Below are 25,063 nucleotides of genomic sequence, written 5' to 3'. Positions count from 1 at the left end.
AGAGGCATTTTTATTCATAGATTTCTCAAGAGCATGCACCGATGCACACGATCGGGCGCCACCAAGCCTGGGCCGACAGGGCTCCGATATGGGCCAGCGCTCGGACGGCTGCTGTCCTTACTGCCACCGTGCCAGCGCCTGTTCGTCGCTGACACGAGCATCCACCCAGCGTGCGCCCTGCCCGGTCTGCTCTTTCTTCCAGAACGGCGCTTCGGACTTCAGATAGTCCATGATGTATTCGCAGGCCTCGAAGGATTTGCCGCGGTGGGCGCTGGTCACGGCCACCAGCACGATCTGATCCATGGGCTGCAGCAGGCCGATACGGTGAATCACGCGCGCGCCATAGATGCCAAAGCGCGCCACGGCCTTGTCGATGATGGCCTCGATCGACTTCTCGGTCATGCCGGGGTAGTGCTCGAGCTCCATGCTGGAGACGGCATCGCCCTCGTTGCGGTCGCGTACCGTGCCGACAAAGCTGCAGACCGCGCCCACGCGTGCATCGCCGGCGCGCAAGGCGGCAATCTCGGCCGAGAGGTCAAAGTCCTGGGTCTGAATGGATACACGTGCTGCAGTCATGCCTGCATTGTCGCAGGCCAGCATGGGCATGTCTGGCGCATTAGCATTGGGCCATGGCCACACAAACCATCAATCTGCCGGAGTACACGCTGTACCCTTCTCCGCGCAATGAGCACCGGATGATTTTCGAGTTCCAGCTCTTTGTGCCCTATCCCTATGAGCTGATCCACCTGCCCGACTACAACTTCAAGGGCAAGGCCACGCTGTTTGCCGCCCACCGCAAGCGCGACAACAAATCGGGCCAGCTCATTACCTGCGAACTGGCCGTGGACATCGAGCGTTTCGAGCGCCTGTTCGAGCCGAGCTAAAGGTCAAGGCCCTATGGACGACACCAGCCAGATTCAGCCGCCGCCCAGCTTTGCCGAGCTGTTTCGCACGCGCAGCGGCAAGCTGTCCGCCCCAATTGCCGAGGTCGTCGCACGCTATGAGCTGTGCGAAGACCTGGCAAGCCATCTGACCGAACAGGCACAGACGCTTTATCACTCGGGAAATTCCTCAGAAGAGCAGGTACTGCTGGGCATGCATGCGGGCCTGGCCCCGGAGGGCTCGGTCGTCACAGCGCTTGAAGCGGGCTGGATCGTGCAGCGCCTGGCCGAGCTGCTGGAATGGCGTGCACCGCAGTTCCCCACGCCTACAGACCCGGCCTGAAAGCCCGGACGGAACCGGTTTTCAGCGCTCTCGGACCAGCATTTGTCGCTTCAGATTTCAGGAACCTCGTCCACTTCGGAGCAGATCAGAAGGCTCCGGCAGGCGCATTGAGACGCTGCCAGGCCAAGGCCCGCCAGGCAGGCGTTCCATAGCCGGCGACCAGATCGCGCCCTATGACGGCCCAGGCCGGGTCGACCGGGCTCAGACCCAAGGCCTCGATGAACGGCGCTTGCACGATGAAGCACTGGCGCCGATAAGGCAGCAAAAAGCCATCCGCCTGCTGCGCAAGCACGCTGCGCGCCTGTGCATACTCGCTGAACCAGATGTGCAGAAGAATGCCGCTACGCGGCACATGCCAGAAGCCGCCCATGTCATCTCCCGGTGCCGCCAGCGCTCCCAGCACCAGGCGCGCCTGCTCCCAGCCGGCAAAGCCAACCTCGCGCGCAGCCTGATGCAAGTGGTCGCGCAATGTGGCCGATCCCGCAGCCCCCTCGCGACGCGCACGGCTCAAGCGAACGCGGGCACGCACCTTGATCTCGTCGACCAGGGCCTGCGGCGACACGCGTTCCGCAGCAGAACTTGCCCCCATGGCCGGACCCGGTGGGTCAATGGCTGCAGCACCAGCGGACAGCAGTTGGCCCGAGCTCATGGCATTCACGGCTTCGCTGCTCATGGCTGCACCCCTTGCAGCTCTTGCTGCCACAGGGACAGCAGGGCCTGAAGTTCGGCGTCATAGTCGAACAAAGGGTCGTCGCGTTCCTTGATGCGGTCCAGTACTTCAAAACGGAATGCCTGTGGGCCGTGGTGGGCCCAGGCCTGGGCCAGTGCCACATCGCGCCGGGAGCCATTGCTCAGCTCGAACCGCAGGCGGTTGAGTATTGCGTCCACATTGCGGCTGGCACCCAGGCGCAACAAGTCGGCGGCATCGCAGCGCACCGCGTAGATGCCCATGGCGGGGAACGCCTGTTTGTAGTCCCGCGTCAGCGCGCGCCGCGCCTGGGGATGGAGAGATGAAGTCATGACAGTGCTCCAGGTTGCATCGGAGCCTCCCGCGCTGGGCCCTTAGAACAACCATGGTCTGACAGAACATCGAATCGAGCGTGAACACGCTATCGAAAGCAAGGGTGAGAGCCTCTTGTGCGGGCAGGCGCCCCTTAGCACCCGTGAGCAGCGATTCTAGTGCAAGCGCCTCAGGCCTGCTTGGGCGTCAGGTGCTCAGTCAGGTGCTCGACCAGCTTGCGCCCGAAAGCCACATCGGGCTGCAGACCATAGAGAATGCGATAGACGATGGGTGCCACCAGCTGATCCAGCATGGTATCCACAGCAGGACCCGACTCGCCGCGCGCCCGGGCCCGGCCCAGCACGATGCCGAGCTGATCGCGGATGATGTCCACGCAGGCGCAGGTCACCTGATCTTCCTGGGTCGCCACCAAGGTATCGCGCAGCAAGGTGCGCCCCAGAGGCGAGCCCATTTCCTCGATGTATTGCTCGGTCCAGGCCTGCAGATCGCCATGCAGGCTGCCCGTGTCCGCCGGCTCGGCAATGGGACGGATGCGCTCCAGCGCCACATCGGCCAGCAGTTGCGGCAGATCGCCCCAGCGGCGGTACAGCGTGGAAGGCGTGACGCCGGCTTCGGTGGCGATCAGGGGAAAGGTCAGCTCCTCGCGCGGCATGCACTCCAGCAGTTTCCTCACCGCCTGATGCACGCTGGCCTGTACACGGGAGCTGCGCCCGCCAGGTCGGGATTGGACTGGGTCTTTTGCAATCATGGTCATTAAAGCTAAATATTTGCGTTAAAAAAGAATTAACGCAGAATACGCAAACGCAAAAATTTTGCTTTTATGGTAGCGGAGCCTGCTTTTCCATGTCCACATCCTCTGTATCCCTGACTGCGGCGTCCAGCACTCGCAATATGGCTGCTGTCGCCCTGACCCTGGCCAGTTTTCTGGCGGCGTCCAGCGCTCCCACGCCCTTGTATAGGCTCTACCAGCAGGCCTGGGGCTTTTCTTCGGGCATGCTGACGCTGATCTTCGCGGTCTACGCCTTCAGCCTGCTCGTCGCCCTGCTCACCATGGGCGCACTGTCCGATTACCTGGGCCGGCGCCCCGTCATTCTTGCCGCCCTGGGACTGGAGGCGGTCTCCATGCTGATGTTTGCCCATGCACAGGATGCGCAGGCCCTGCTCTGGTCGCGCGTGGTGCAGGGATTTGCCACCGGCATGGCCAGTGCAGCCCTGGGCGCGGCCCTGCTTGATATGGACCGTGAACGCGGTGCGCTGATCAATACGCTGTCTCCCATGCTGGGCATGGCAGCCGGCGTGTTCGGCGCCAACCAGCTGGCCAGCCACGGTCACGACGGGCTGCACCAGGTCTACTGGTGGCTGCTGCTGGTCTTTGCGGCATCGGCCTGGGCCATTGCCGTGATGCCCGAAACCGTCAGCCGCCGCAGCGGAGCCCTGGCCTCCATGCGCCCTCGCATCCGCCTTCCCGCGCATATCCGCCCGGCCTTCCTGCGCATGGCGCCGCTGGACATCGCAGCCTGGGCGCTGGCGGGCTTTTATCTGTCGCTAGGCCCCACCCTGCTGCGCGTGATCACCGGCTCCACCTTGATGGCAGGCCTGGCTGTGTGCATCAACACCTTGAGCGCCGCATCGGCCATCTGGCTACTTCGCCACTGGACGGCCCAGCGCATGCTGCGCTTCGGTGGTTCGGTTCTGCCGCTGGGCATCGTGATTCTTCTGCTGGGCGTGGCCAGCCACAGCCTGACGCTGATGGTGGCCGCCTCCATCATTGCCGGTGCGGGCTTTGGCGTGGGCTTTCAAGGGGCGCTGCGCAGCGTGCTGCCGCTGGCCGAGCCGCATGAACGCGGCGGCCTGCTGTCCACCATCTATGTGCTGAGCTATCTGGCCTTCAGCCTGCCTGCCATCGCGGCAGGCCTGCTGACCCAGAGCCTGGGGCTGGTGCCCACCACCTATGGCTATGGTCTGATGCTGATCGTGCTGGGCTTGCTGGCACTGGCTGCCACAAGGCAGAAAGCGGTCACCCGGCATGGCGCATAGGCTGTGCGTTGCGATCCTGCTCTGCCTTGTCCAGCTCATTCGTCCCCGGCCTCCATCAAAAAAGCCGTGCAGCAAACGCCGCACGGCTTTTTTGATCGGCATGGCGGCCTCAAGCCTGGATCGACTCGGCAGCCTTCCAGTCCGCGTAGCGGTTCAGAATGCGCTGCACTTGGCCATGGGTCCACTCACCGCCCCTGGCGGCCGCAATGCCCCGGGCATTGAGCTCGGCCGCCATGGCGCGGTGGGTCAGGCCTTGTTGCAGCAATTCGGCGAACAGCGCCTCGTGCTGCCTGGCAAAGGCATCGGCCGCCGATTTACGTTTTTCCACCGTGGCGCGGATATTGGTCGCACCGGCCGTGCCCAGCTTCACGCCGCGCTCACGCGCTTCAGCCAGAGCCTTGCGGGTGCGGGCGCTGATCTCTGGGTTCACTTCGGTAGACGGCGAATCGGCAACTTGGGTCATGGCATTACAGGGGGGATATAGCTCAGGGTCTGACCCAGGAACCATAACAGGAACAGCACCACGGGCGCATGAACCAGCAATTGCACAAAGTTGAAGCCGATCAGATCACGCGCCTTGAGGCCCAGCACGCCCAACAGCGGCAGCATATAGAAGGGGTTGATCAGATTAGGTAGTGCCTCAGCAGCGTTGTAGATCTGCACGGCCCAACCCAGGTGGTACTGCAGGTCATTGGCCACTTGCATCACATAAGGCGCTTCCACAATCCACTTGCCACCGCCCGAGGGCAGGAAAAAGCCCAGTACGGCAGAGTAGGTCCCCATCAGCAGCGCGTAAGTGTCATGCGTGGCAAAGCTGGTGAAAAAGGTCGAGATATGGTGGGCAATGCTGGCACCGCCGTCACCCTTGACGTCCGTCATGATGGCCGCAATCGCGCCGTACAGAGGAAACTGGATCAGCACGCCGGTCGTAGTGGGCACGGCACGTGCCACGGCATCGAGAAAGCTGCGGGGGCGCCAGTGCAGCAGCGCACCAGCCATAAGAAACAGCAGGTTGTAGGTGTTCAGCCCGGAGATCGCCTGAATGAAAGGCTTGCTCGAGAACTCCTCCACCATCCAGCCCACGGTCAGCGCCACCAGCAAGATGATGAGGATGGGGCTGTATTCAAGCCATTCGCCGGGGCGGCTGGGCTTTTTGACTTCCTGCACGACTTCTGTGCCCAGGTCGACCTGGCATTGGGCCGCATCACGCGCGGTCTTCTCACCGGGTGCCGTCATGTAAGCCACGACGATGGAGATCACCATCAGCACGCCCAGCATCACGCCGGACTGCCATAGGAAGATGGTCTGCGTGAACGGAATCACGCCAGTAATGGCCAGAATGCCGGGAGGCAGGCTGGCAGGGTTGGCCTGCAGCTGCGCTGCCGAAGACGAAATGCCCAGCGCCCACACGGCACCCAGCCCCAGATAGACAGCGGCACCGGCTGCACGGTAGTCCATCTTGATATCGGTGCGGCGTGCCAGTTCCTTGACCAGCAGACCGCCGAACACCAGGCTCAACCCCCAGTTCAGCAGCGAGGCGCTCAGCGCCACAAACGCCACCCAGGCCACGGCACCACGGCCGGTCTTGGGGATGCGGGCCAGTGCCTTGATGAGTGCAGATGCAGGCTTGGAGCTAGCCACCACATAACCGCCAATCACCACAAAAGCCATTTGCATGGTGAAGGGGATCAGACTCCAGAAGCCTTTGCCGAAGGCCTTGCTGGTTTCCTGCACCGGCGCACCAATGGCAAACGCTGCCAGCACCACGATGAAGATGCCGACTACGGCAAACACCCAGGAATCCGGGAACCACTTCTCCGCCCAGCTGGCGCAGCGCATGGCAAAGCGCGCAGAGCGGGTCTCCTCCATATTGACGTGAGTTGTCATGAGTAAGTGCTTTCTGTCTTTCTTGTAGAAAGCGCGGATTCTCCAAAATGAATCTCGTCAGATTCACGAAAACACGCCCAGGAAAACCCTAGTAAGCAATCTCACGATCAAGGCTGGCACCTGGAAACCGACAAACAGCAAAAAGGCCTGTGCAAGCGGTTTGCACAGGCCTTCTGTGGGCTTCAGGCTTCTTCAGAAACCGTTTTTAGAGGCTCAAAAGCGCTCAGAGACTCATCAGCCCCCCGTCACTGGCGGAAAAAATGCCACTTCGTCGCCATTGCTGAGCACAGCATCGGCATCACAGATATCCTGGTTCAGCGCCATGCGCACGGCCTTGCTGGCAGCCAGCACCTGGGCAGCCTCATCGCTGCGGCTCATCAGTTGCTCGCGCAATGCTCCCACGGTGGCTGCCGGGGTCTGCAGGCTTTCGCTGCCCGTACCCAAGGCTTCCCGGATAGAGGCGAAATATCGAATCGTAACGGTCTTCATCTCCAACTCCATCAGGCCATGAGCTCGGCAAACGGGATAAAGCGCACACTGTCGCCCATGGCAATCGTGGTGCCGGCAGGGTTGTCCACTACGCCGTCGCCCCAGGCCGTGGAAGTCAGCACGCCCGAGCTCTGGTTTCTGAACAGCTCAAGCCCGCCACGCTCGTTGTAGCGCACCCGTAAAAACTCTCTGCGCTTGTCACCCTTTGGCCACTCGAAATCGGCGCGCGCTTCGATGGCACGCGGCAGCACCTGCTGCACGCCCTGCAAACGCAGCAAAAAGGGGCGCACCAGCACCTGGAAAGTGACAAAGCTGGAGACCGGGTTGCCCGGCAGCCCGATGAAGTGCGCAAAGCCCGTGCCGGACTCGCGATTGACGCGGCCGTAGGCAAAAGGCTTGCCGGGCTTGATGTTGATCTGCCAGAGGTCCAGTTGACCCAGCTCCTGCACGGCAGGCTTGATATGGTCTTCCTCGCCCACCGAGACGCCGCCGCTGGTGACGATCACATCATGGTCCATGGCGGCATCGGCCAGCGCGGCAATCGTGGCCTCGCGGTCGTCGGGAACAATGCCCAGATCCGTCACCTCGCAGCCCATGCGCAGCAGCAATGCACGCAGGAAGAAGCGGTTGCTGTTGTAGATGCTGCCCGCCGGCATGTCCTGCGGTGCAACGGTGCCGGGCATGACCAGTTCGTCGCCGGTGGAGAACAGGGCCACACGCGGCTTGCGTGCCACCTGCAGGCGGGCAAAGCCCATGCTGGCTGCAAGACCCAGGTGGGCTGGCGTGAGGCGGGTGCCGGCTTCGATCACGGTGGCGCCCTGCGTGATGTCCTCACCCGCGCGGCGAATCCACTGCCCAGCCCTGGGCTGAGCCTTGATACGCACGCGGCCGTCCTCGAGTAATTCACAGTCCTCCTGCATGACGATGGCATCGGCCCCAGCTGGCACGGGCGCGCCCGTGAAGATGCGGGCGACGGAGCCAGCAGCCAGCGCCTCGGGCGAGGTGCCGGCGGGAATGCGCTGCGACACCGGCAGCACCGCAGCGCCGTCGGCACATTCGGCGGCGCGCACGGCATAGCCGTCCATGGCCGAGTTGTCCTGGGGCGGCACTTGCAGCGGCGAGACGGCGGCCTGCTGCAATACGCGGCCATCGGCATCAAAGGTGTCCACCATCTGTGTGCCGGCCTGGGGCTGGGCATGGGCCAGCAGCTCCTGCAGGGCTTCATCCAGAGGCTTGAGCGGCTTGCGAGGCGTCTGTGGTGCTTGCATTGCTGTGTCTTTCCTTAGTTCTTGTATTGCAGAGAGTCCGAATGGGCCAGCAGCCATTGCAGCACAAGCTGGGGCTGGTTCAGATCCAGCACAGGCTGGAGAGGCGCTTGCGGCAGGTCATGGGCCGCGTCGGTGGCAACTGCCAGCACCCGAGGGTCATGCGGAAACAGCGGCTCCAGGCTTTTGCCTCTATCCAGCCTGTCCTGCTGCTGCCGCCAGACCTCTATCTTGGGCAGCTCTCCATGCTTGAAGCCTTCGACCAGCACCCAGTCCACGCTGGGATCCAGCTGCGCCAGCATGTCGTGCACGCCCAACTGAGCAGGCTGCTCGTATTCGCGCATCAGCGCCATGCGTCTATCGGACGCGAGCAGCACTTCATAAGCGCCCGCCTTGCGGTGGCGCCAGCTGTCCTTGCCCTCGCGATCCACATCGAAGTCATGGTGGGCATGCTTGATGACCGAGACCCTGAGCCCGCGCTGCTTCATCAGCATCACCAGCGCCTCGACCAGGGCGGTCTTGCCCGCGCCCGAATATCCGGCAAAGCCTATGACCTTCATCTTGATTTCAATATGTTTTTGATAGCTACCAACGCTTTATGGGCAAGCGCAAAATACCAATTTTATCCAAATAAAAAAAGCACCTGTCGCCAAGCCACAGGTGCTTTTCAAGCTTAACGCCCCAGGGCCTTATCTGCAGTTTTCGGCGATAAAGGCCTTGATCTGGTCCACGTCGGAGGCCATGACGACCACCCGCTTGGGCAGGTCTTCGATGCCGTTGAACTTGGCGGGACGGTCGGGCTGGCGGCCCAGCGCTTCTTCGATCGTCGCGGCAAACTTGATGGGCAAAGCGGTTTCCAGCACCAGCATGGGTTCGGCGCCCAGATGCTCGCGCGCCACCTTCACGCCATCGGCGGTATGCGTGTCGATCATCTGATCAAAGCGCTCGAAAGTGTCCTTGATGGTGGCCAGACGGTCGGCGTGCGTGCTCTTGCCGCTCACAAAGCCGTACTTACCGGCGGCATCCTTGAAAGCGGGATCTGTGCTCAGATCGAACTTGCCCGCCTTGGCCACGCCTTCGGCGAACAGCTGCCTGGTGCGCACGCCATCGCGGCCCACCAGGTCGAACACAAAACGCTCGAAATTGCTGGCCTTGGAGATGTCCATCGAGGGGCTCGAGGTCTCGTAGGTGTTGGCCGAGCCACGCACCTGGTAGACGCCGGTGCGGAAGAACTCGTCCAGCACATCGTTTTCATTGGTGGCCACCACCAGCTTGGCAATCGGCAGACCCATCTGGCGCGCCACATGGCCCGCGCAGATATTGCCGAAGTTGCCGGAAGGCACGGTGAAGCTCACCTGCTGCTCGTTGGAGCGGGTGGCTTGCAGATAGCCGGCAAAGTAGTAGACCACCTGGGCCAGCAGACGCGCCCAGTTGATGGAGTTCACAGTGCCAATCTTGTACCGGGCCTTGAAGGCGTGGTCGTTGGAGACGGCCTTGACGATGTCCTGGCAGTCGTCGAACACGCCTTCGATGGCGATGTTGTGAATGTTCTCGTCCTGCAGGCTGAACATCTGCGCCTGCTGGAAGGGGCTCATGCGACCGTAGGGGCTGGTCATGAAGACACGCACGCCCTTTTTGCCGCGCATGGCGTACTCGGCCGCACTGCCGGTGTCCCCGCTGGTGGCACCCAGGATATTCAGTTCCTCGTTGCGGCGGGCCAGTTCGTACTCGAACAGATTGCCCAGCAGCTGCATGGCCATGTCCTTGAAGGCCAGCGTGGGACCGTTGGACAGGGCCTCGATGTGCAGCACGCCGTCCAGCTGGCGCACGGGCACGATGGCGTCGCTGCCAAAGACTTCCTTGGTATAGGTCCTGGCACACAGGACGCGCAGATCTTCGGCAGGAATGTCGTCGATATAAAGCGACAGAATCTCGAAGGCCAGGGCCGCGTAGCCCTTGGTGGCCAGCGTCTCGCGCAGCTGGCTCAGCTTGGCATCATCGATCTGGGGATACTCGACGGGCAGGTACAGGCCGCCATCGGGAGCCAGGCCTTCGAGCAGAATGTCGCAAAAACGCTTGCGGTCAGCATGGCCGCGGGTGGACAGATACAGCATCTCAAACTCGCCAAAAACTAATATTCGGAACGGGCAGCCAAACGGGCAGAAGTCATGCCGCCAAGCCGACCATTATCGGTCAGCAAGCCCGATTTGACTGCGCGCGAATGCAGAGACCGGCCAACGCCATTGCCTCATATCGCGCCGAACGGGGACTCAGGGCTGGAAATAGCGCTGCGCCCCCGGCTTGATATAGGGCTTGAGCTCCTTGAACGGGACGCTGACGCCGCTGCCCAGGCACACGCCCATGGCATGGCCTATGCCTGAAATCACGAAGCTCATCTTGTCGGGCTTGTCGAGCATCAGCGCCATGTACTGGGGCAGCAACTCGGTGCACTCCTTGTCATCCTCGGAATGCCGGTCCACTGCCTTGCTCAGAAAACGAGACAGCCGATCTCCGTATTCCAGCTTGTACTCGCCATATTTCACGTCCTTGAGCAGGCGGGTGAAGTCCAAATAGCCGCCCCTCAGCAGATCCAGCACAAAAGGGTCGTAATGATTGTTGGGGTGCGCGCCGCCGCAACCGGTTGAACCGGACTCCACCACACTCATCAAGGCGCTTGAGAGGTACGTCACCTTGATCGACTCGTTATTGAAGTCCCCCAGTGAGCCTGCCGCCGGGCCGGCGTTTTGGTAGATCGAGCCCACACAGGCCAGTGCCTCCAGACTCATGCCCCAGTGGCGCTGCTCCAGAACGGTATTGGTCTGCGCCAGAATTTTGGTATCCGGATGACGCGTGAGGCGCGGATACCAGAACTGGGTACGCGCATCGCGCACCGGCCTCCAGGCCAGAGTGGGGCTGACCACCACTTCCTTGCCCTGCTCCAGCTTTTGCTCGGCCACTTTCAGGTAGTCGTAGGGAGTGGCCTGTGCCGAGATGGCAACGCCCGATGCAATACCGCTGCCTGCACCTTGCACAATCGCCAACGTCACGGCCTCCACACCGAATGGCGCTATCTTTTCAGGGTCGTACTGCGCAATATGGGTAAGGGCGAGCGGCAGTTTTTTGCCATGAATACCATCCACCCATTCACCTGCCAGAGCACTGCCTTGCTGGCGCAGTTGCCAAACGATGCGGCGCTGTTGGGAGTCGGTCAACACGGGAGGCTCGCCACCGCTTTCACGCGCCCAGTCGTTATTCAAGGGACGCGCCTCAGACAGCGCATTCAGCGCGCCCCTGAGTGGAATATCCACTCCGTGTCGCAGATAGAAATAGCGCCCCTGGCGTTCACCATCCTCACCCGGCTTGCCCAGTTCCATCACCACCGCCGAGCCGCCCAGCGTGCCACGATAGACATCGACGGGCGCCGCTTGCGCACCCGCGGCTACCCAAAGCAAAAAGGCTGGCGCCATAGGGCGCCAGCCTTTGAACGGGTTTGCAATACCGACACCGCACTGAACAGGGAATAAACCGGTTTGAGTGCGACGGTACATGCTCAAGTCCTTAGTTCAGCTCTTCCTTGCGGATGCGGGTGATGGGAGCCAGCACCGTGGGCAGACCCTGGATTTCGGCCAGGGCCTTGTCCATATCCCCCTCGCGCGTGTCGTGCGTGAGGATGATCAGGTCGGTCTGGGTCGAGCCTTCGCCGCCCACTTCGTCGGCTTCGCGCTGCAGCACGGCGTCGATGCTGATGCCGGCACCCGCCAGCAGGCCGGTGATCTTGGCCAGCACTCCGGCTTCGTCGGCCACGCGGATGCGCAGGTAGTAGCTGGTCACGACCTCGGCCATGGGCAGCACGGGCAGCTCGTGGCCTGCTGCGGCCAGGGTGTGGGACTGGAAGGCCAGCGCAGGTACGCTATGAGCGGGGTCTGCGCCATGCAGGCGGGCAATGTCCACCAGATCGGCAACCACGGCCGAAGCCGTAGGCTCGGAACCCGCACCCTTGCCATAGTACAAGGTGGTTCCCACGGCATCGCCATTCACCACCACGGCGTTCATGGCGCCTTCCACATTCGCGATCAAGCGCTTGGCGGGCACCAGCGAGGGATGAACGCGCAGCTCGATACCCTTGTCGGTACGCTTGGTGATGCCCAGCAGCTTGATGCGGTAGCCCAACTGCTCTGCGTACTTGATGTCGGCACCGGCCAGCTTGGTGATGCCTTCCACATAGGCCTTGTCGAACTGCACGGGAATGCCGAAGGCAATCGCGCTCATCAGCGTGGCCTTGTGGGCCGCATCCACACCCTCGATGTCGAAAGTGGGATCGGCTTCGGCGTAACCCAGACGCTGGGCTTCCTTGAGCACCACGTCGAAGTCCAGGCCCTTGTCGCGCATCTCGGACAGGATGAAGTTGGTCGTGCCGTTGATGATGCCTGCCACCCACTGGATGGAGTTGGCGGTCAGGCCTTCGCGCAGCGCCTTGATGATGGGAATACCACCGGCCACGGCGGCCTCATAGGCCACGATCACGCCCTTCTCGGCCGCGGCCTTGAAGATTTCCGTGCCGTGCACGGCCAGCAGGGCCTTGTTGGCGGTCACCACATGCTTGCCGGCCGCGATGGCTTCCAGCACCAGGGCCTTGGCAATGCCATAGCCGCCGATCAGCTCGACCACTACATCGATACCGGGGTTGGCGATGACTTCACGTGCGTCGCCGACCACCTTGACCTTGTCACCCACCACGCTCTTGGCGCGTTCGGTATCCAAGTCGGCGACCATGGTAATTTCAATGCCACGACCCGCACGACGGCGAATCTCGTCTTGATTGCGTTCCAGCACATTGAAAGTACCGCTGCCTACGGTGCCAATGCCCAACAGGCCTACTTGGATGGGTTTCATAAGTTCTAAGGTCAAAAAAGCGCTGAAGCGCTTGAAAATCAAGCGCCATCAGCTATCAAAAAGATGTGTTACGCGGCTTTCTCAGCCTTGGCAGGCTTGAGTGCCTTTTCTGCCGGCACTGCCTTGGGCTTGTCCGTGCCATGACGCTTGCGGTACTTCTCAAGGAAGGCTGCCAAGCGGTTGATGGCCTCGCGCAGATCTGCCTCATGGGGCAGGAACACGATGCGGAAGTGATCAGGCTCGGGCCAGTTGAAACCCGTGCCCTGCACCAGCATGACCTTGGTTTCCTGCAGCACTTCGAGGAAGAATTCCTGGTCGTCCTGGATGGGGTAGACGGCGGGATCGAGGCGCGGGAACATGTACAGCGCGCCCTGAGGCTTGACGCAGCTCACGCCGGGAATGGCGTTGATCAGCTCCCAGGCCAGATCGCGCTGCACGCGCAGGCGACCGCCCTCCTGCACCAGGGCATCGATGCTCTGATGACCGCCCAGTGCCGTCTGCACCGCCCATTGGCCGGGCACATTGGCGCACAGGCGCATGTTGGAGAGCATGTTCAGGCCCTCGATGTAGTCCTTGGCGGGCTTTTTGTCGCCCGAGATCACCATCCATCCGGCACGGTAGCCGCAGGAGCGGTAGGCCTTGGAGAGGGAGTTGAAGGTGATGGTCAGCACATCGATGGACAGGCTGCCCAGCGGCGTGTGCTTGGCATCCTCGTACAGCACCTTGTCGTAGACCTCGTCCGCGAAGATGACCAGGCCATGCTCGCGTGCCAGCTCCACGATCTGCAGCAACAACTCCTTGGAGTACAGCGCACCCGTGGGGTTGTTGGGGTTGATGACGACGATGCCCTTGGTGCGCGGCGTGATCTTGGCGCGGATGTCGTCCATATTGGGCATCCAGCCATTGGACTCGTCACACATGTAATGCACGGGCGTGCCGCCGGACAGACTGGTGGCAGCCGTCCACAGCGGATAGTCGGGCGCAGGCAGCAACATCTCGTCGCCGTTGTCCAGCAGCGCATTGGTGGCCAGGCTGATCAGCTCCGAAGCGCCGTTGCCCAGGTAGATATCGTCCAGCGTCACACCCTTGATGCCCTGGCGCTGGGTTTCGTGCATCACGGCCTTGCGCGCCGCGAAGATGCCCTTGCTGTCGGAGTAGCCTGCCGAGTTGGGCAGGTTGCGGATCATGTCCTGCTGCACTTCCTCGGGAGCATCGAAGCCGAACACGGCCAGATTGCCGATATTGAGCTTGATGATCTTCTGGCCGTCGTCCTCCATCTTCTTCGCCGCGTCCATGATCGGCCCGCGGATGTCGTAACAGACGTTTGCTAATTTGGCGGATTTTTGAACGGTTTTCATGCGAATCAATGCAAAAGGATTTCAGGCACGCCAGGGCGCATTAAGTGCCATGGTGAAACCTATAATTTAAGCACAGTTCCGCGCTGCAGCAATGTCCCCACCCTCTCTGTATGGAGACAGCAGCCATCGCCCCCGTCCAGCGCGCCGATTGCGCACACTCTCCATCATGAAATTTCAGGCAGACAAATCCGATGCGCAAACCATCACCGGCTATGGCCCGGGCTGGATCGCGGTTGACAAGCAAAACCATGAAACCAGTCTGCTGGTAGGTGCCCGCGGCCTGCTGACCGAGTGGAACTGCGCCCGTTTCGAAGACCTGACGGCCGAGCATTTCGAGGAACTCGCCAAGCTGGATGCGGAAGTCGTCCTCTTTGGCAGCGGCAGCAAGAACCGCTTTCCACCCGTGGCCTGGCTCAAGCCGCTGATCGCCAAACGGATTGGCCTGGAGAGCATGGACACCGCCTCGGCCTGCCGTACCTATAACGTTCTGGCCAGCGAAGGCCGCAACGTGGTCGCAGCCCTGCTGCTCGCATAGCCTTCCGAGCTTACATTGAGAGAAATACGTATTTCAGGGTAAAATCGCAGGTTGCGGTTGGGGGCGATCGATTGATAAAAACAAAAATACCACCGACGCCCTCGGCATTTCAACGAACACACCCGAGAGATACAAGCGCATGGCGATCGTTGTCAACAAACCACTCCCAGAATTTGAAGCCAATGCCACCGGCGGCGTCAAGGTGTCCAACACCTCGCACAACGGCCAGATTCTGATCCTGTATTTCTACCCCAAGGACAACACGCCGGGTTGTACCACGGAAGCAATGCAATTCCGCGATAAGTACAAGGATTTCGTGAAGGCTGGCGCCACCGTGTTCGGTGTGTCGCGCGACAACATGAACTCGCACAACGACTTCAAGGAAAAGCTGGAACTGCCGTTCGAGCTGATCGCTGACACCGAAGAAAAGATGTGCCACATGTTTGGCGTGGTCAAGAACAAGATCATGTACGGCAAGAAGGTCAAGGGCATCGAGCGCTCCACTTTCCTGATCGGTGCCGACGGCATCCTGATGCAGGAATGGCGCGGCCTGAAGGTCCCCGGCCATGTGGACGAAGTTCTCAAGGCCGTCAAAAGCCTGAAGACTCAAGACAAGAAGGTGGCCTGAACCCCGCCCCGGACTGAAAACCTTGCAATTATCTACACGCAAAGTATTTCAAAGTCTTTAAACAAGGCAAAACAGGAAATACCGCCTCAGGCCCTCGCGGCCTATGCATAATGGGGCATGCCTCAGTGCTACGCAGTATTCTCTGTTCACCCCACCAAAGCCGCCTCGGTTTCCAGGCGGCTTTGTGCTTTTTGAATCTTGTTGAGAACGGTTCGTCCACTATGCCCCTGCCTCCCGCACCCGGCCACCGCGCCGCAAAGCTTTCCGCAGAAGCCTTTTCGTCCATCCGCAAGACTGCCAAGCAGACTGCAGAACTTGACGAGGATCTGAACCCCTCCAACGGAGCCGCCCTGAATGCGGCTCCAGAGACCGCCCCTGCGGTCACCAAGCCGCGCCGCAGCACCAGCAAGCCCGCCGCCGCCAAGCCGCGCAAGACCGCCACAACGGCTGGCGCAGCGCCGACGGCAGCAGCACCGACTGCCGCAGTACCTGCAAAACCCGCCGACGCAGCTGCCAAGCCTGCCCGCCGCGCCCGCAATACGCGCACCGGCCCGACCACGCTGTTCGTGCTGGACACCAATGTGCTGCTGCACGACCCCAGCAGCCTGTTCCGCTTTGAAGAGCACGACATCTTCCTGCCCATGGTGGTGCTGGAAGAGCTGGACAACCACAAAAAGGGCATGACCGAGGTGGCACGCAACGGCCGCCAGGTCAGCCGCACGCTGGACTCCCTGGTTGCCTCCCAGCCCGCCGATGGTCTGGAAAAAGGCCTGCCGCTGAACGCCACGGGTCAGCGCAGCGCCACCGGCACGCTGTACTTCCAGACCAACCCTCTGGATGCATCCCTGCCCGAGAGCCTGCCACAGGGCAAGGCCGACAACCAGATTCTGGGCGTGGTCGCAGCCTTGCGCGAGCAGCACAAGGATCGCGAAGTGGTGCTGGTGTCCAAGGACATCAATATGCGCGTCAAGGCGCGCGCCCTGGGCCTGGCCGCCGAGGACTACCAGAACGACAAGGTACTGGAAGACGGCGATCTGCTGTACTCGGGCGCACTGGCCCTGCCCCACGATTTCTGGGCCAAGGCCGGCAAGAATGTGGAGAGCTGGCAGGAAGGCGCCATCACCTACTACCGCGTCAGCGGCGCCATCGTCGACCAGTTGATGATCAACCAGTTCGTCTACTACGAAGCACCGGGCGAGCCCAGCCTCTACATGCGCGTGACTGAAATCCGCGACAAGACGGCCGTGCTCAAGACGCTGCGCGACTTCGGCAATCCCAAGAATGCCGTCTGGGGCGTGTCCACACGCAATCGCGAGCAGAACTTTGCCATGAACCTGCTGGTCAACCCCGAAGTCGACTTTGTCACACTGACGGGCACGGCAGGCACCGGCAAGACCCTGCTGGCCCTGGCCGCCGGTCTGGCCCAGGTGCTGGACGAGCGCCGCTATACCGAGATCATCATGACCCGCGCCACGGTGAGCGTGGGTGAGGACATCGGCTTCCTGCCCGGCACCGAAGAGGAAAAAATGGGCCCCTGGATGGGCGCCCTGGACGACAACCTGGAGTTCCTGGCCAAGGGCGACGGCGGCAATGCCGGCGAGTGGGGGCGCGCCGCCACCAACGAGCTGATCCGCAGCCGCATCAAGATCAAGAGCATGAACTTCATGCGCGGTCGCACCTTCCTGAACAAATACGTCATCATCGACGAGGCCCAGAACCTGACGCCCAAGCAGATGAAGACCCTGATCACCCGTGCCGGCCCCGGCACCAAGATCATCTGCATGGGCAATCTGGCCCAGATCGACACACCCTACCTGACCGAAGGCAGCTCGGGCCTGACCTATGTGGTGGACCGCTTCAAGGGCTGGCCCCACAGCGGCCACATCACCCTGGCGCGCGGCGAACGCTCGCGCCTGGCGGACTTCGCCAGCGAGGTGCTGTAAGTGGCGAGCTGGATCACGGCACTCAAGCTCGTACCCTGGGGCGAGGTCATCAAGGCCACGCCTCAGGTGGTGAAGGCCGCCCAGGGCATGCTCAAGAAGAAAGACGCCCAGGCCGAGGCGCGCGAGCAGGACGCCAGCGCGCAAAGCGCTGCGCAGCGCATTTCGCCGCCGGCTTCTGCCGGCGAGCAGGCGCTGCTGCTGATCCAGCAACAGGAGGAGCGCATCGCCCAGCTCGAGCAGTCGCAGCGCCAGTCGCTGGAGATCATCGAGAAGCTGGCCCAGCAAAATGCCCAGATCGTCGCAACCGTGGGCGCGCTGCGCACAGGTGCACAGCGCCTGGCCTGGGCCTGCGGCGTGCTGGGGCTGTGCGTGATCGGTCTTGGCGTCTACCTGTTCAGCCGCTAGCGCCGCAGCTGCTCAAAAAACAAAGCCCGCAAGGTCCGTGCCTTGCGGGCTTTTCTTATGTCCTTCAATTTGATAGCTGGCAGCACTTGATATTCATAGTTTTCATATTCATAGAGTTATGAAATCCATACTCAACAAGCGCTAGCAGCTATGATTTTTAGTATTCGTCCGTGCCGTAGCCCTGCGCCAGGTTCTCGAAACGCGTCTGGTTCTTCTGGAAGAAGAGCTTCACCGTCCCCGTCGGCCCGTTACGCTGCTTGCCGATGATGACCTCGGCAATATTGGGCTCCTTGCTCTCTTTGTTGTAGTAGTCGTCGCGGTAGATGAACATGATGATGTCCGCATCCTGCTCGATGGCGCCCGATTCGCGCAGGTCGGACATCATGGGGCGCTTGTCGGTACGCTGCTCCACCGAACGGTTGAGCTGGGACAGCGCGATCACCGGGCATTGCAACTCCTTGGCCAGCATCTTCAAGCCCCGCGAGATTTCACCCAGTTCGGTCGCACGGTTGTCGGAACTGGCGGCAGATCCCGAGCCGCTCATCAGCTGCAGGTAGTCGACCACGATCAGGCCCAGCTTGCCGCACTGGCGCGCCAGACGACGCGCATTGGCACGCAGCTCGGTCGGGGACAGGCCCGGCGTTTCGTCGATATGCAGCGACACGGTGCGCAAGCGCTCGATGGCCTCGGTCAGACGCGGCCACTCGTCATCGCTGAGCTTGCCGGTACGCAGATTGCCCTGATTGACGCGACCGATGGAGCCGACGATACGAACCGCCAGCTGGGCCGCGCCCATTTCCATGGAGAAGATGGCAACCGGCAAACCCTCGTTGAGCGCCACATGCTCGGCAATATTCACGGCAAACGAGGTCTTGCCCATCGAGGGACGCGCCGCCAGCACCACCATGTCGCCGGCCTGCAGACCCGATGTCATGCGATCCAGATCGACAAAGCCCGTGGGCACGCCGGTCACATCCATGGGGTTGTCAGCCATCTCCTGGACCCGGTCCAGCAGATCCACTACCAGCGTGTCCAGCGACTGGAAACCCTGTTTGTTGCGCGCGCCCTCCTCGCCGATCGCCATGATCTTCTGCTCGGCTTCGTCGAGGATGCGCTCCACCGTCTTGCCCTGAGGATTGAAGGCATTGGTCGCGATGTCGTCGCTGGCCGTGACCAGCTTGCGCAAGATGGCGCGCTCACGCACGATTTCCGCATAGCGGCGGATATTGCTGGCACTGGGCACATACTGCGCCAGCTGGTTCAGGTACATCAGGCCGCCGACTTCCTCGGCCTTGCCCATGCCCTGCAGATGCTCGTAGACCGTGATCACGTCGGCCGGCTTGCTGGCATTGATCAGCTTGCCGATGGCTTCGTAGATCAGCTTGTGCTCGTGCCGATAGAAGTCGCCGTCGCCGAGCAGGTCACCCACGCGCTCCCAGGCATTGTTGTCCAGCAGCAGACCGCCGAGCACCGAAGATTCCGACTCCATGGAGTGCGGCGGCACACGCAGTTGCGCCACCTGCTGGTCTGCAGGCGGAACCGGGGCGAATGCATCATCTTGCAGATCAAGCGGGGGCATTACTGACGACATGAGACTCCTAGAGACAAGTCCTCCATCGTAGCGGGAGGCGGTGGCGACGTCACGGCGGGTGACGAGAAAAACGCTGGCGAGACAAACAATTACCGGAAAACAAAAAACCGCCCGAAGGCGGCTTTTTGCCAATTCAGAACAGTGCCTGAATTAGGAGTGGTCGCCGTACACGGAGACAGCCACTTCTGCAGCCACGTCGGTGTGCAGAGCCACCACCACAGTGGCGTCGCCAACGGTCTTGATGGGGCCGTTGGGCATGCGCACTTGCGACTTGTTCACTGCGAAACCGGCCTTGACCAGTTCTTCAGCGATGTCGGCGTTGGTGATGGAACCAAACAGACGGCCGTCAACGCCAGCCTTCTGAGTGATCTTCACATTGACGCCATTCAGCTTTTCGCTCAGTTCTTGAGCGGCAGCCAGCTTCTCGGCAGCAGCCTTTTCCAGCTCAGCGCGCTTGGCTTCGAATTCAGCCTTGGCAGCAGCTGTTGCACGACGTGCAGCGCCGGAGGGGATCAGGAAGTTACGAGCGTAACCGTCCTTGACCTTGACGATATCGCCCAGGTTACCCAGGTTCACAACCTTTTCGAGCAGAATGATTTGCATAGTCTTGCTCCTTAGATCTTGTGCTGGTCAGAGTAGGGCAGCATAGCCAGGAAGCGAGCGCGCTTGATGGCTGTGTTCAGCTGACGCTGGTAGATGGCGCGCGTGCCGGTCAGGCGTGCGGGCACAATCTTGCCGTTTTCGGCGATGAAGTCACGCAGGGTGTCGACATCCTTGTAGTCGATTTCTTCGACGCCGGCGACTGTGAAGCGGCAGAAACGCTTGCGCTTGAACAGCAGCGACTGGGTGTTGCGCTTAGGACGCTTGTCCTTGTTGAATTTCTTGAACGTGGCCATTGCTGGACCTCTTGAAAATTAATTTTGTTGAATATCCTGAATGTGTAAAACCAGCATCTTGCTATTGCGCGGCGTGGCCAGAAAACCTTGAAAGGTCCATTGGCTACCGGGTGCTTGGCGGGCCAGCTTTTCAGCCAGGGCGCCAAAGGCAACAGCCTTGACAGATGCATTCACGTTGCGCGCATTGCCCAGCTCTTGTTGCTGCGAACTGTGTTCAATCCGCAAATCCAGGGCCGGCAATCCGGCGGGCGTGTAGCGCAAAGCAGCTTGCTCTGCGAGAAGGCCCGTCAATACAACGCGGTTTTCCACTCCTTCAGTGTCTGATGCTATTAAGCGTGCTCAGCCTGGTTGGCCTTGCGGGCTTCTTCGCGCTCAACGCTCTTCATCATGGCGGAAGCAGCTGTATCAGCCTTCTTCTTCTGCACAGTCAGGTGACGCAGCACGGCATCATTGAACTTGAAGGCGTGTTCCAGTTCAGCCATCACAGCCTGGTCGGCTTCGATGTTCAGGCACAGGTAGTGAGCCTTAGCGAGCTTGTTGATCATGTAAGCCAGCTGACGACGGCCCCAATCTTCTTCGCGGTGCACCTTGCCGCCACCAGCAGCAATCATGCCCTTGTAGCGCTCCAGCATCGCGGGAACTTGTTCGCTTTGATCCGGATGGATCAACAAAATGATTTCGTAATGACGCATAACGACTCCTTTTGGGTAAACGCCGCCCACTGCGTCTGTAGCGGTGCGGCAAGGCAAAACGTGAGATTCTAGCCGAGTGGCAGACTATCTGTACACTCTGGGGCCTATAAACCTGCGATTACCATTGGTCAATCAAGGCGAGAGGCGCTGAAATCACAAGTGCTCACTCTCCTGAAATGCCCCGTAAATCCTGCAGGCTCAGCCCAGTCGCTGCGCCCGCCGCCCTTTGTCGGGCGGCACGGGTCTTGAAATAGACCTGGCGGAGCGCATCTGGCAGACAGATTGTCTTAAGTTTTGAGAAACCTTCACCACCTATGACCGAGAACCACAACCCCAACACCATCAACGACGCCAGCCCCGAGGAACTGGAAGCGGCCCTGGCAGCCAATGCGTCGGACGAACTGGGACGTCTGCAGGCCGAGCTGGAAGAACTCAAGGCCAAGAGCGCCGATCTGGCCGACCAATACCTGCGTGCCAAGGCCGACGCCGAAAACATGCGCCGCCGCGCCGAAGAAGAGGTCGCCAAGGCACGCAAGTTCGGCATCGAGAGCTTTGCAGAAAGCCTGCTGCCCGTGATCGACAGCCTGGACGCGGCCCTGTCCATCCAGAACGCCACGCCCGAGCAGCTGCGCGAAGGCTCGGACGCCACGCTGCGCCAGCTGAATTCGGCCCTGGAGCGCAACAAGGTGCTCGCCATCAATCCCGCTGCGGGCGAGAAGTTCGACCCTCACCACCACCAGGCCATCTCCATGGTTCCCGCCGACCAGCCCGCCAACACCGTGGTTGCCGTGCTGCAAAAGGGCTATGTGATCGCCGACCGTATCCTGCGCCCCGCGCTGGTGACCGTGGCCCAGGGCTGAGCCGGCCAGACACCCCAAAAAACCACCGTCAGGGCAAAAAAATGTGAGTGACGGCTCTTGAAGCCGGCCACTACGCCCACAAGTGACGAATCAAGCAAACATTCAACAGATTACGGAGAGAATTATGGGAAAAATCATCGGTATTGACCTGGGTACCACCAACAGCTGCGTTGCCATCATGGAGGGTAACAACACCCGCGTGATCGAGAACAGCGAAGGTGCCCGCACCACCCCCTCCATCGTTGCCTATCAAGAAGACGGCGAAATCCTGGTCGGCGCATCCGCCAAGCGCCAGGCCGTCACCAACCCCAAGAACACCATCTACGCCGCCAAGCGCCTGATCGGCCGCAAGTTCGCCGAAGCCGAGGTGCAAAAGGACATCGACCTGATGCCCTTCCAGATCGTCAAGGCCGACAACGGCGACGCCTGGGTGCAAGTGCGTGACCAGAAGCTGGCTCCCCCCCAGATCAGCGCCGAAGTGCTGCGCAAGATGAAGAAGACCGCCGAGGACTTCCTGGGCGAGCCCGTGACCGAGGCCGTCATCACCGTGCCCGCCTACTTCAACGACGCCCAGCGCCAGGCCACCAAGGACGCCGGCCGCATCGCGGGTCTGGAAGTCAAGCGCATCATCAACGAACCTACCGCTGCTGCCCTGGCCTTCGGCCTGGACAAGGTGGGCAAGGGCGACCGCAAGGTGGCCGTGTATGACCTGGGCGGCGGCACGTTCGACGTCTCCATCATCGAAATCGCCGACGTGGACGGCGAAAAGCAGTTCGAAGTGCTGTCGACCAACGGCGACACCTTCCTGGGCGGCGAAGACTTCGACCAGCGCATCATCAACTACATCATCGACGAGTTCAAGAAGGAACAAGGCGTTGATCTGTCCAAGGACGTGCTGGCTCTGCAGCGCCTGAAGGAAGCCGCTGAAAAAGCCAAGATCGAGCTGTCGAACTCCGCACAGACCGACATCAACCTGCCCTACATCACCGCCGATGCCACAGGCCCCAAACACCTGAACATCAAGCTGACCCGCGCCAAGCTGGAGTCGCTGGTGGACGATCTGATCGAGCGCACGATCGCGCCTTGCCGCACCGCCATCAAGGATGCAGGCATCTCCGTATCCGACATCCACGACGTGATCCTGGTCGGCGGCATGAGCCGCATGCCCAAGGTGCAGGAAAAGGTCAAGGAATTCTTCGGCAAGGATCCCCGCAAGGATGTGAACCCCGACGAAGCCGTGGCCGTGGGCGCTGCCGTGCAGGGCCAGGTGCTGGGTGGCGAGCGCTCCGACGTGCTGCTGCTGGACGTGACTCCCCTGTCTCTGGGTATCGAAACCCTGGGCGGCGTCATGACCAAGATGATCAGCAAGAACACGACCATTCCCACCAAGTTCGCGCAGACCTTCTCCACGGCTGAAGACAACCAGCCTGCCGTGACCATCAAGGTGTTCCAGGGCGAGCGCGAGATCGCCAGCGCCAACAAGATGCTGGGCGAGTTCAACCTGGAAGGCATTCCGCCCGCAGGTCGTGGCGTGCCCCAGATCGAAGTGACCTTCGACATCGACGCCAACGGCATCCTGAACGTGTCCGCCAAGGACAAGGCTTCCGGCAAGGAAAACAAGATCACCATCAAGGCGAACTCTGGCCTGTCGGAAGAAGAAATCCAGAACATGGTCAAGGATGCGGAACTGAACGCAGCCGACGACAAGAAGAAGCTGGAACTGGTGACCGCAAAGAACCAGGGCGAAGCCGCTGTTCACAGCGTCAACAAGAGCCTGGCCGAGCATGGCGACAAGCTGGATGCCGCCGAAAAGAGCGCCATCGAAGCTGCCGTCAAGGAACTGGAAGAAGCGCTCAAGGGCGAGGACAAGGACGCCATCGACGCCAAGACAACGGCCCTGATGACGGTCAGCCAGAAGCTGGGCGAGAAGATGTACGCCGACGCACAGGCCGCTGGCGGTGCCGAAGCTGCTGCGGCCGCAGCAGCAGCCTCCGCCGGTGCCAGCGCATCGGCAGCCGCTGACGACAACGTGGTTGACGCCGAAGTCAAGGAAGTCAAGAAGGACTAAGCGCGGGCAGGTCCTGGCCTCAAACCATTGACCGCTTGCCGCCGCGCCGGGCTCCCAGGAGCTGGCGCGGCGTTCCTGTTCCATCCGACCGAAAACTCACATGTCCAAACGTGACTACTATGAAGTTCTGGGCGTTGCCAAAAGCGCCTCGGACGATGACATCAAGAAGGCCTATCGCAAGCTGGCGATGAAGTTCCACCCTGACCGCAATCAGGGCGAGAAGGCCAAGGAAGCCGAGGAAAAGTTCAAGGAGGTCAAAGAGGCCTACGAGATGCTTTCCGACAGCCAAAAGCGTGCGGCCTACGACCAGTACGGCCATGCCGGCGTGGACCCCAATCGCGGCATGGGCGGCGGCGAGGGCTTTGGCGGCTTTGCCGAGGCCTTTGGCGACATCTTTGGCGATATGTTCAACGGCGGCGGCCGCGGCGGTCGCGGCGGCCGTCAGGTCTACCGCGGCAACGACCTCAGCTATTCCATGGAAATCACCCTGGAAGAGGCTGCCAAGGGCAAGGATGCCCAGATCCGCATTCCAAGCTGGGACAGCTGCGACACCTGTAGCGGCAGCGGCGCCAAGCCCGGCACCAGCACCAAGACCTGCACCACCTGCAACGGCATGGGCACGGTACAGATGCGCCAGGGCTTCTTCAGCGTGCAACAGACCTGCCCGCACTGCCGCGGCACGGGCAAGATCATCCCCGAGCCCTGCACGTCCTGCGGCGGCCAGGGCAAGGTCAAGCGCCAGAAGACGCTGGAAGTGAAAATTCCTGCCGGCATCGACGACGGCATGCGCATCCGCTCGGCCGGCAATGGAGAACCCGGCACCAATGGCGGCCCGGCAGGCGACCTCTATATCGAGATTCGCGTCAAGGACCACGACATCTTCGAGCGCGACGGCGACGATCTGCACTGCAATGTTCCCGTGAGCTTCATCACCGCCGCCCTGGGTGGCGAGATCGAAGTGCCCACACTGCAAGGCAAGGCGGCGATCGACATCCCTGAAGGCACGCAAGCCGGCAAGCAGTTCCGCCTGCGCGGCAAGGGCATCAAGGGCATTCGCTCCAGCTACCCCGGTGATCTGTACTGCCACATCGTGGTGGAGACTCCGGTCAAGCTCACCGAGTACCAGCGCAAGCTGCTCAAGGATCTGGACGAATCGCTCAAGAAGGGTGGCTCCAAGCATTCGCCCAGCGGCGAGAGCTGGACGGACCGTCTGAAGAGCTTCTTCAGCTAAGCCCTGACGCTCACCCCCAAAAGCCCATCGGTCATGCCTG

General features: G+C 61.3%; 28 protein-coding genes. 10 read left to right on the top strand and 18 right to left on the bottom strand.

Features of this window, described 5'->3' with window-relative positions; genetic code table 11:
* Window positions 1-117: 117 nt before the first annotated feature.
* Complete coding sequence (locus CTR2_RS05445; protein WP_043006337.1) at window positions 118-576, bottom strand: molybdenum cofactor biosynthesis protein MoaE; 459 nt, start codon at window positions 574-576, stop codon at window positions 118-120.
* Window positions 577-629: 53 nt separating this feature from the next.
* Between CTR2_RS05445 and CTR2_RS05440 the strand changes: the two genes are divergently transcribed.
* The gene (locus tag CTR2_RS05440) at window positions 630-884 is read left to right on the top strand and encodes a hypothetical protein (RefSeq protein ID WP_003057869.1); all 255 of its coding nucleotides are present in this window, start codon (window positions 630-632) and stop codon (window positions 882-884) included.
* A gap of 13 nt (window positions 885-897) precedes the next feature.
* A complete protein-coding gene (locus CTR2_RS05435; protein WP_087084782.1) occupies window positions 898-1,224 on the top strand; it encodes a hypothetical protein in 327 nt (108 codons plus the stop codon).
* Between the two features lie 85 nt (window positions 1,225-1,309).
* On the opposite strand, the gene CTR2_RS05430 is transcribed toward CTR2_RS05435, so the two are convergent.
* From CTR2_RS05430 to CTR2_RS05420, 3 genes are all read right to left on the bottom strand, one after another.
* Window positions 1,310-1,897 (bottom strand): hypothetical protein, encoded by a 588-nt coding sequence (locus CTR2_RS05430; RefSeq protein ID WP_087084783.1) that lies wholly within the window; start codon window positions 1,895-1,897, stop codon window positions 1,310-1,312.
* Window positions 1,894-2,244: a GIY-YIG nuclease family protein gene (locus CTR2_RS05425; protein WP_087084784.1), complete on the bottom strand. Its 351-nt coding sequence runs from the start codon at window positions 2,242-2,244 to the stop codon at window positions 1,894-1,896. The genes CTR2_RS05430 and CTR2_RS05425 overlap by 4 nt, the downstream gene beginning before the upstream one ends.
* Before the next feature lie 170 nt (window positions 2,245-2,414).
* Window positions 2,415-2,993 (bottom strand): TetR/AcrR family transcriptional regulator, encoded by a 579-nt coding sequence (locus CTR2_RS05420; protein WP_254913435.1) that lies wholly within the window; start codon window positions 2,991-2,993, stop codon window positions 2,415-2,417.
* A 95-nt stretch (window positions 2,994-3,088) separates the two neighbouring features.
* Here CTR2_RS05420 and CTR2_RS05415 point away from each other — a divergent pair, with 95 nt between their 5' ends.
* Window positions 3,089-4,282 carry an MFS transporter gene (locus CTR2_RS05415; RefSeq protein ID WP_254913436.1) on the top strand — a complete coding sequence of 398 codons (1,194 nt, stop codon included), beginning with the start codon at window positions 3,089-3,091 and terminating at the stop codon, window positions 4,280-4,282.
* Window positions 4,283-4,391: 109 nt separating this feature from the next.
* Here CTR2_RS05415 and CTR2_RS05410 read toward each other — a convergent pair whose 3' ends face one another.
* From CTR2_RS05410 to CTR2_RS05370, 9 genes are all read right to left on the bottom strand, one after another.
* Window positions 4,392-4,745, bottom strand: coding sequence for a recombinase family protein (locus CTR2_RS05410; protein WP_087084787.1), 354 nt, complete (start codon window positions 4,743-4,745; stop codon window positions 4,392-4,394).
* Entirely contained in the window at window positions 4,742-6,169 is a 1,428-nt protein-coding gene (locus CTR2_RS05405; protein WP_087084788.1) for a short-chain fatty acid transporter, read from the bottom strand. The genes CTR2_RS05410 and CTR2_RS05405 overlap by 4 nt, the downstream gene beginning before the upstream one ends.
* A 234-nt stretch (window positions 6,170-6,403) precedes the next feature.
* Window positions 6,404-6,658, bottom strand: a complete 255-nt coding sequence (gene moaD / locus CTR2_RS05400; protein ID WP_087085232.1) for a molybdopterin converting factor subunit 1 — start codon at window positions 6,656-6,658, stop codon at window positions 6,404-6,406.
* 11 nt (window positions 6,659-6,669) lie between these two features.
* A complete protein-coding gene (locus CTR2_RS05395) occupies window positions 6,670-7,926 on the bottom strand; it encodes a molybdopterin molybdotransferase MoeA (RefSeq protein ID WP_087084789.1) in 1,257 nt (418 codons plus the stop codon).
* 14 nt (window positions 7,927-7,940) lie between these two features.
* A complete protein-coding gene (gene mobB, locus CTR2_RS05390; protein WP_087084790.1) occupies window positions 7,941-8,483 on the bottom strand; it encodes a molybdopterin-guanine dinucleotide biosynthesis protein B in 543 nt (180 codons plus the stop codon).
* 129 nt (window positions 8,484-8,612) lie between these two features.
* Window positions 8,613-10,037, bottom strand: coding sequence for a threonine synthase (gene thrC, locus CTR2_RS05385; RefSeq protein ID WP_087084791.1), 1,425 nt, complete (start codon window positions 10,035-10,037; stop codon window positions 8,613-8,615).
* 156 nt (window positions 10,038-10,193) lie between these two features.
* Window positions 10,194-11,390 (bottom strand): hypothetical protein, encoded by a 1,197-nt coding sequence (locus CTR2_RS05380; RefSeq protein WP_087084792.1) that lies wholly within the window; start codon window positions 11,388-11,390, stop codon window positions 10,194-10,196.
* 91 nt (window positions 11,391-11,481) lie between these two features.
* The gene (locus CTR2_RS05375) at window positions 11,482-12,816 is read right to left on the bottom strand and encodes a homoserine dehydrogenase (protein WP_087084793.1); all 1,335 of its coding nucleotides are present in this window, start codon (window positions 12,814-12,816) and stop codon (window positions 11,482-11,484) included.
* Between the two features lie 68 nt (window positions 12,817-12,884).
* Entirely contained in the window at window positions 12,885-14,174 is a 1,290-nt protein-coding gene (locus tag CTR2_RS05370) for a pyridoxal phosphate-dependent aminotransferase (protein ID WP_034389376.1), read from the bottom strand.
* 166 nt (window positions 14,175-14,340) lie between these two features.
* Here CTR2_RS05370 and CTR2_RS05365 point away from each other — a divergent pair, with 166 nt between their 5' ends.
* The 4 genes from CTR2_RS05365 (at window position 14,341) to CTR2_RS05350 (ending at window position 17,685) form a co-directional block, all read left to right on the top strand.
* Window positions 14,341-14,709 carry an Mth938-like domain-containing protein gene (locus CTR2_RS05365; RefSeq protein ID WP_003064306.1) on the top strand — a complete coding sequence of 123 codons (369 nt, stop codon included), beginning with the start codon at window positions 14,341-14,343 and terminating at the stop codon, window positions 14,707-14,709.
* 139 nt (window positions 14,710-14,848) lie between these two features.
* Window positions 14,849-15,337 carry a peroxiredoxin gene (locus tag CTR2_RS05360; RefSeq protein WP_003057908.1) on the top strand — a complete coding sequence of 163 codons (489 nt, stop codon included), beginning with the start codon at window positions 14,849-14,851 and terminating at the stop codon, window positions 15,335-15,337.
* Window positions 15,338-15,558: 221 nt separating this feature from the next.
* Window positions 15,559-17,280, top strand: coding sequence for a PhoH family protein (locus CTR2_RS05355; RefSeq protein WP_087084794.1), 1,722 nt, complete (start codon window positions 15,559-15,561; stop codon window positions 17,278-17,280).
* Window positions 17,281-17,685: a hypothetical protein gene (locus tag CTR2_RS05350; RefSeq protein ID WP_087084795.1), complete on the top strand. Its 405-nt coding sequence runs from the start codon at window positions 17,281-17,283 to the stop codon at window positions 17,683-17,685.
* 157 nt (window positions 17,686-17,842) lie between these two features.
* Here the strand turns inward: CTR2_RS05350 and dnaB are convergent, their stop codons facing one another.
* The 5 genes from dnaB to rpsF form a co-directional block, all read right to left on the bottom strand.
* Window positions 17,843-19,276: a replicative DNA helicase gene (gene dnaB / locus CTR2_RS05345; RefSeq protein WP_087084796.1), complete on the bottom strand. Its 1,434-nt coding sequence runs from the start codon at window positions 19,274-19,276 to the stop codon at window positions 17,843-17,845.
* Between the two features lie 150 nt (window positions 19,277-19,426).
* Window positions 19,427-19,879 carry a 50S ribosomal protein L9 gene (gene rplI, locus CTR2_RS05340; protein WP_003064296.1) on the bottom strand — a complete coding sequence of 151 codons (453 nt, stop codon included), beginning with the start codon at window positions 19,877-19,879 and terminating at the stop codon, window positions 19,427-19,429.
* Between the two features lie 11 nt (window positions 19,880-19,890).
* Window positions 19,891-20,172, bottom strand: a complete 282-nt coding sequence (gene rpsR / locus CTR2_RS05335) for a 30S ribosomal protein S18 (RefSeq protein WP_003057920.1) — start codon at window positions 20,170-20,172, stop codon at window positions 19,891-19,893.
* An 18-nt stretch (window positions 20,173-20,190) separates the two neighbouring features.
* Window positions 20,191-20,481, bottom strand: a complete 291-nt coding sequence (gene priB / locus CTR2_RS05330) for a primosomal replication protein N (protein ID WP_087084797.1) — start codon at window positions 20,479-20,481, stop codon at window positions 20,191-20,193.
* A 20-nt stretch (window positions 20,482-20,501) separates the two neighbouring features.
* Window positions 20,502-20,864 (bottom strand): 30S ribosomal protein S6, encoded by a 363-nt coding sequence (rpsF, locus tag CTR2_RS05325; protein WP_003057922.1) that lies wholly within the window; start codon window positions 20,862-20,864, stop codon window positions 20,502-20,504.
* Window positions 20,865-21,178: 314 nt separating this feature from the next.
* On the opposite strand from rpsF, the gene grpE reads away from it, so the two are divergent.
* From grpE to dnaJ, 3 genes are all read left to right on the top strand, one after another.
* Entirely contained in the window at window positions 21,179-21,724 is a 546-nt protein-coding gene (gene grpE, locus CTR2_RS05320; protein WP_045838327.1) for a nucleotide exchange factor GrpE, read from the top strand.
* 124 nt (window positions 21,725-21,848) lie between these two features.
* On the top strand, window positions 21,849-23,792 hold the full coding sequence (gene dnaK, locus CTR2_RS05315; protein ID WP_087084798.1) for a molecular chaperone DnaK: 1,944 nt from the start codon (window positions 21,849-21,851) through the stop codon (window positions 23,790-23,792).
* Window positions 23,793-23,892: 100 nt separating this feature from the next.
* Window positions 23,893-25,023 carry a molecular chaperone DnaJ gene (gene dnaJ, locus CTR2_RS05310; protein WP_003064279.1) on the top strand — a complete coding sequence of 377 codons (1,131 nt, stop codon included), beginning with the start codon at window positions 23,893-23,895 and terminating at the stop codon, window positions 25,021-25,023.
* Window positions 25,024-25,063: the final 40 nt, after the last annotated feature.

Origin of the sequence: Comamonas thiooxydans (assembly GCF_002157685.2) — a bacterium.
GTDB classification, from domain to species: Bacteria; Pseudomonadota; Gammaproteobacteria; order Burkholderiales; family Burkholderiaceae_C; genus Comamonas; species Comamonas testosteroni_H.
This window is presented reverse-complemented; position numbering and strand designations above follow the sequence as displayed.

Bases quoted from the DNA above. Each gene is read 5' to 3' on its own strand.
- CTR2_RS05405 (WP_087084788.1), bottom strand. From the start codon at position 6,169: ATGACAACTCACGTCAATATGGAGGAGACCCGCTCTGCGCGCTTTGCC.
- dnaK (WP_087084798.1), top strand. From the start codon at position 21,849: ATGGGAAAAATCATCGGTATTGACCTGGGTACCACCAACAGCTGCGTT.
- moaD (WP_087085232.1), bottom strand. From the start codon at position 6,658: ATGAAGACCGTTACGATTCGATATTTCGCCTCTATCCGGGAAGCCTTG.
- CTR2_RS05395 (WP_087084789.1), bottom strand. From the start codon at position 7,926: ATGCAAGCACCACAGACGCCTCGCAAGCCGCTCAAGCCTCTGGATGAA.
- CTR2_RS05425 (WP_087084784.1), bottom strand. From the start codon at position 2,244: ATGACTTCATCTCTCCATCCCCAGGCGCGGCGCGCGCTGACGCGGGAC.
- CTR2_RS05360 (WP_003057908.1), top strand. From the start codon at position 14,849: ATGGCGATCGTTGTCAACAAACCACTCCCAGAATTTGAAGCCAATGCC.
- CTR2_RS05365 (WP_003064306.1), top strand. From the start codon at position 14,341: ATGAAATTTCAGGCAGACAAATCCGATGCGCAAACCATCACCGGCTAT.
- CTR2_RS05435 (WP_087084782.1), top strand. From the start codon at position 898: ATGGACGACACCAGCCAGATTCAGCCGCCGCCCAGCTTTGCCGAGCTG.
- rpsR (WP_003057920.1), bottom strand. From the start codon at position 20,172: ATGGCCACGTTCAAGAAATTCAACAAGGACAAGCGTCCTAAGCGCAAC.
- CTR2_RS05375 (WP_087084793.1), bottom strand. From the start codon at position 12,816: ATGAAACCCATCCAAGTAGGCCTGTTGGGCATTGGCACCGTAGGCAGC.
- CTR2_RS05370 (WP_034389376.1), bottom strand. From the start codon at position 14,174: ATGAAAACCGTTCAAAAATCCGCCAAATTAGCAAACGTCTGTTACGAC.
- mobB (WP_087084790.1), bottom strand. From the start codon at position 8,483: ATGAAGGTCATAGGCTTTGCCGGATATTCGGGCGCGGGCAAGACCGCC.
- CTR2_RS05415 (WP_254913436.1), top strand. From the start codon at position 3,089: ATGTCCACATCCTCTGTATCCCTGACTGCGGCGTCCAGCACTCGCAAT.
- rpsF (WP_003057922.1), bottom strand. From the start codon at position 20,864: ATGCGTCATTACGAAATCATTTTGTTGATCCATCCGGATCAAAGCGAA.
- CTR2_RS05420 (WP_254913435.1), bottom strand. From the start codon at position 2,993: ATGATTGCAAAAGACCCAGTCCAATCCCGACCTGGCGGGCGCAGCTCC.
- CTR2_RS05380 (WP_087084792.1), bottom strand. From the start codon at position 11,390: ATGGCGCCAGCCTTTTTGCTTTGGGTAGCCGCGGGTGCGCAAGCGGCG.
- dnaB (WP_087084796.1), bottom strand. From the start codon at position 19,276: ATGTCGTCAGTAATGCCCCCGCTTGATCTGCAAGATGATGCATTCGCC.
- CTR2_RS05430 (WP_087084783.1), bottom strand. From the start codon at position 1,897: ATGAGCAGCGAAGCCGTGAATGCCATGAGCTCGGGCCAACTGCTGTCC.
- CTR2_RS05410 (WP_087084787.1), bottom strand. From the start codon at position 4,745: ATGACCCAAGTTGCCGATTCGCCGTCTACCGAAGTGAACCCAGAGATC.
- dnaJ (WP_003064279.1), top strand. From the start codon at position 23,893: ATGTCCAAACGTGACTACTATGAAGTTCTGGGCGTTGCCAAAAGCGCC.
- CTR2_RS05440 (WP_003057869.1), top strand. From the start codon at position 630: ATGGCCACACAAACCATCAATCTGCCGGAGTACACGCTGTACCCTTCT.
- rplI (WP_003064296.1), bottom strand. From the start codon at position 19,879: ATGCAAATCATTCTGCTCGAAAAGGTTGTGAACCTGGGTAACCTGGGC.
- CTR2_RS05355 (WP_087084794.1), top strand. From the start codon at position 15,559: ATGCCCCTGCCTCCCGCACCCGGCCACCGCGCCGCAAAGCTTTCCGCA.
- grpE (WP_045838327.1), top strand. From the start codon at position 21,179: ATGACCGAGAACCACAACCCCAACACCATCAACGACGCCAGCCCCGAG.
- thrC (WP_087084791.1), bottom strand. From the start codon at position 10,037: ATGCTGTATCTGTCCACCCGCGGCCATGCTGACCGCAAGCGTTTTTGC.
- CTR2_RS05445 (WP_043006337.1), bottom strand. From the start codon at position 576: ATGACTGCAGCACGTGTATCCATTCAGACCCAGGACTTTGACCTCTCG.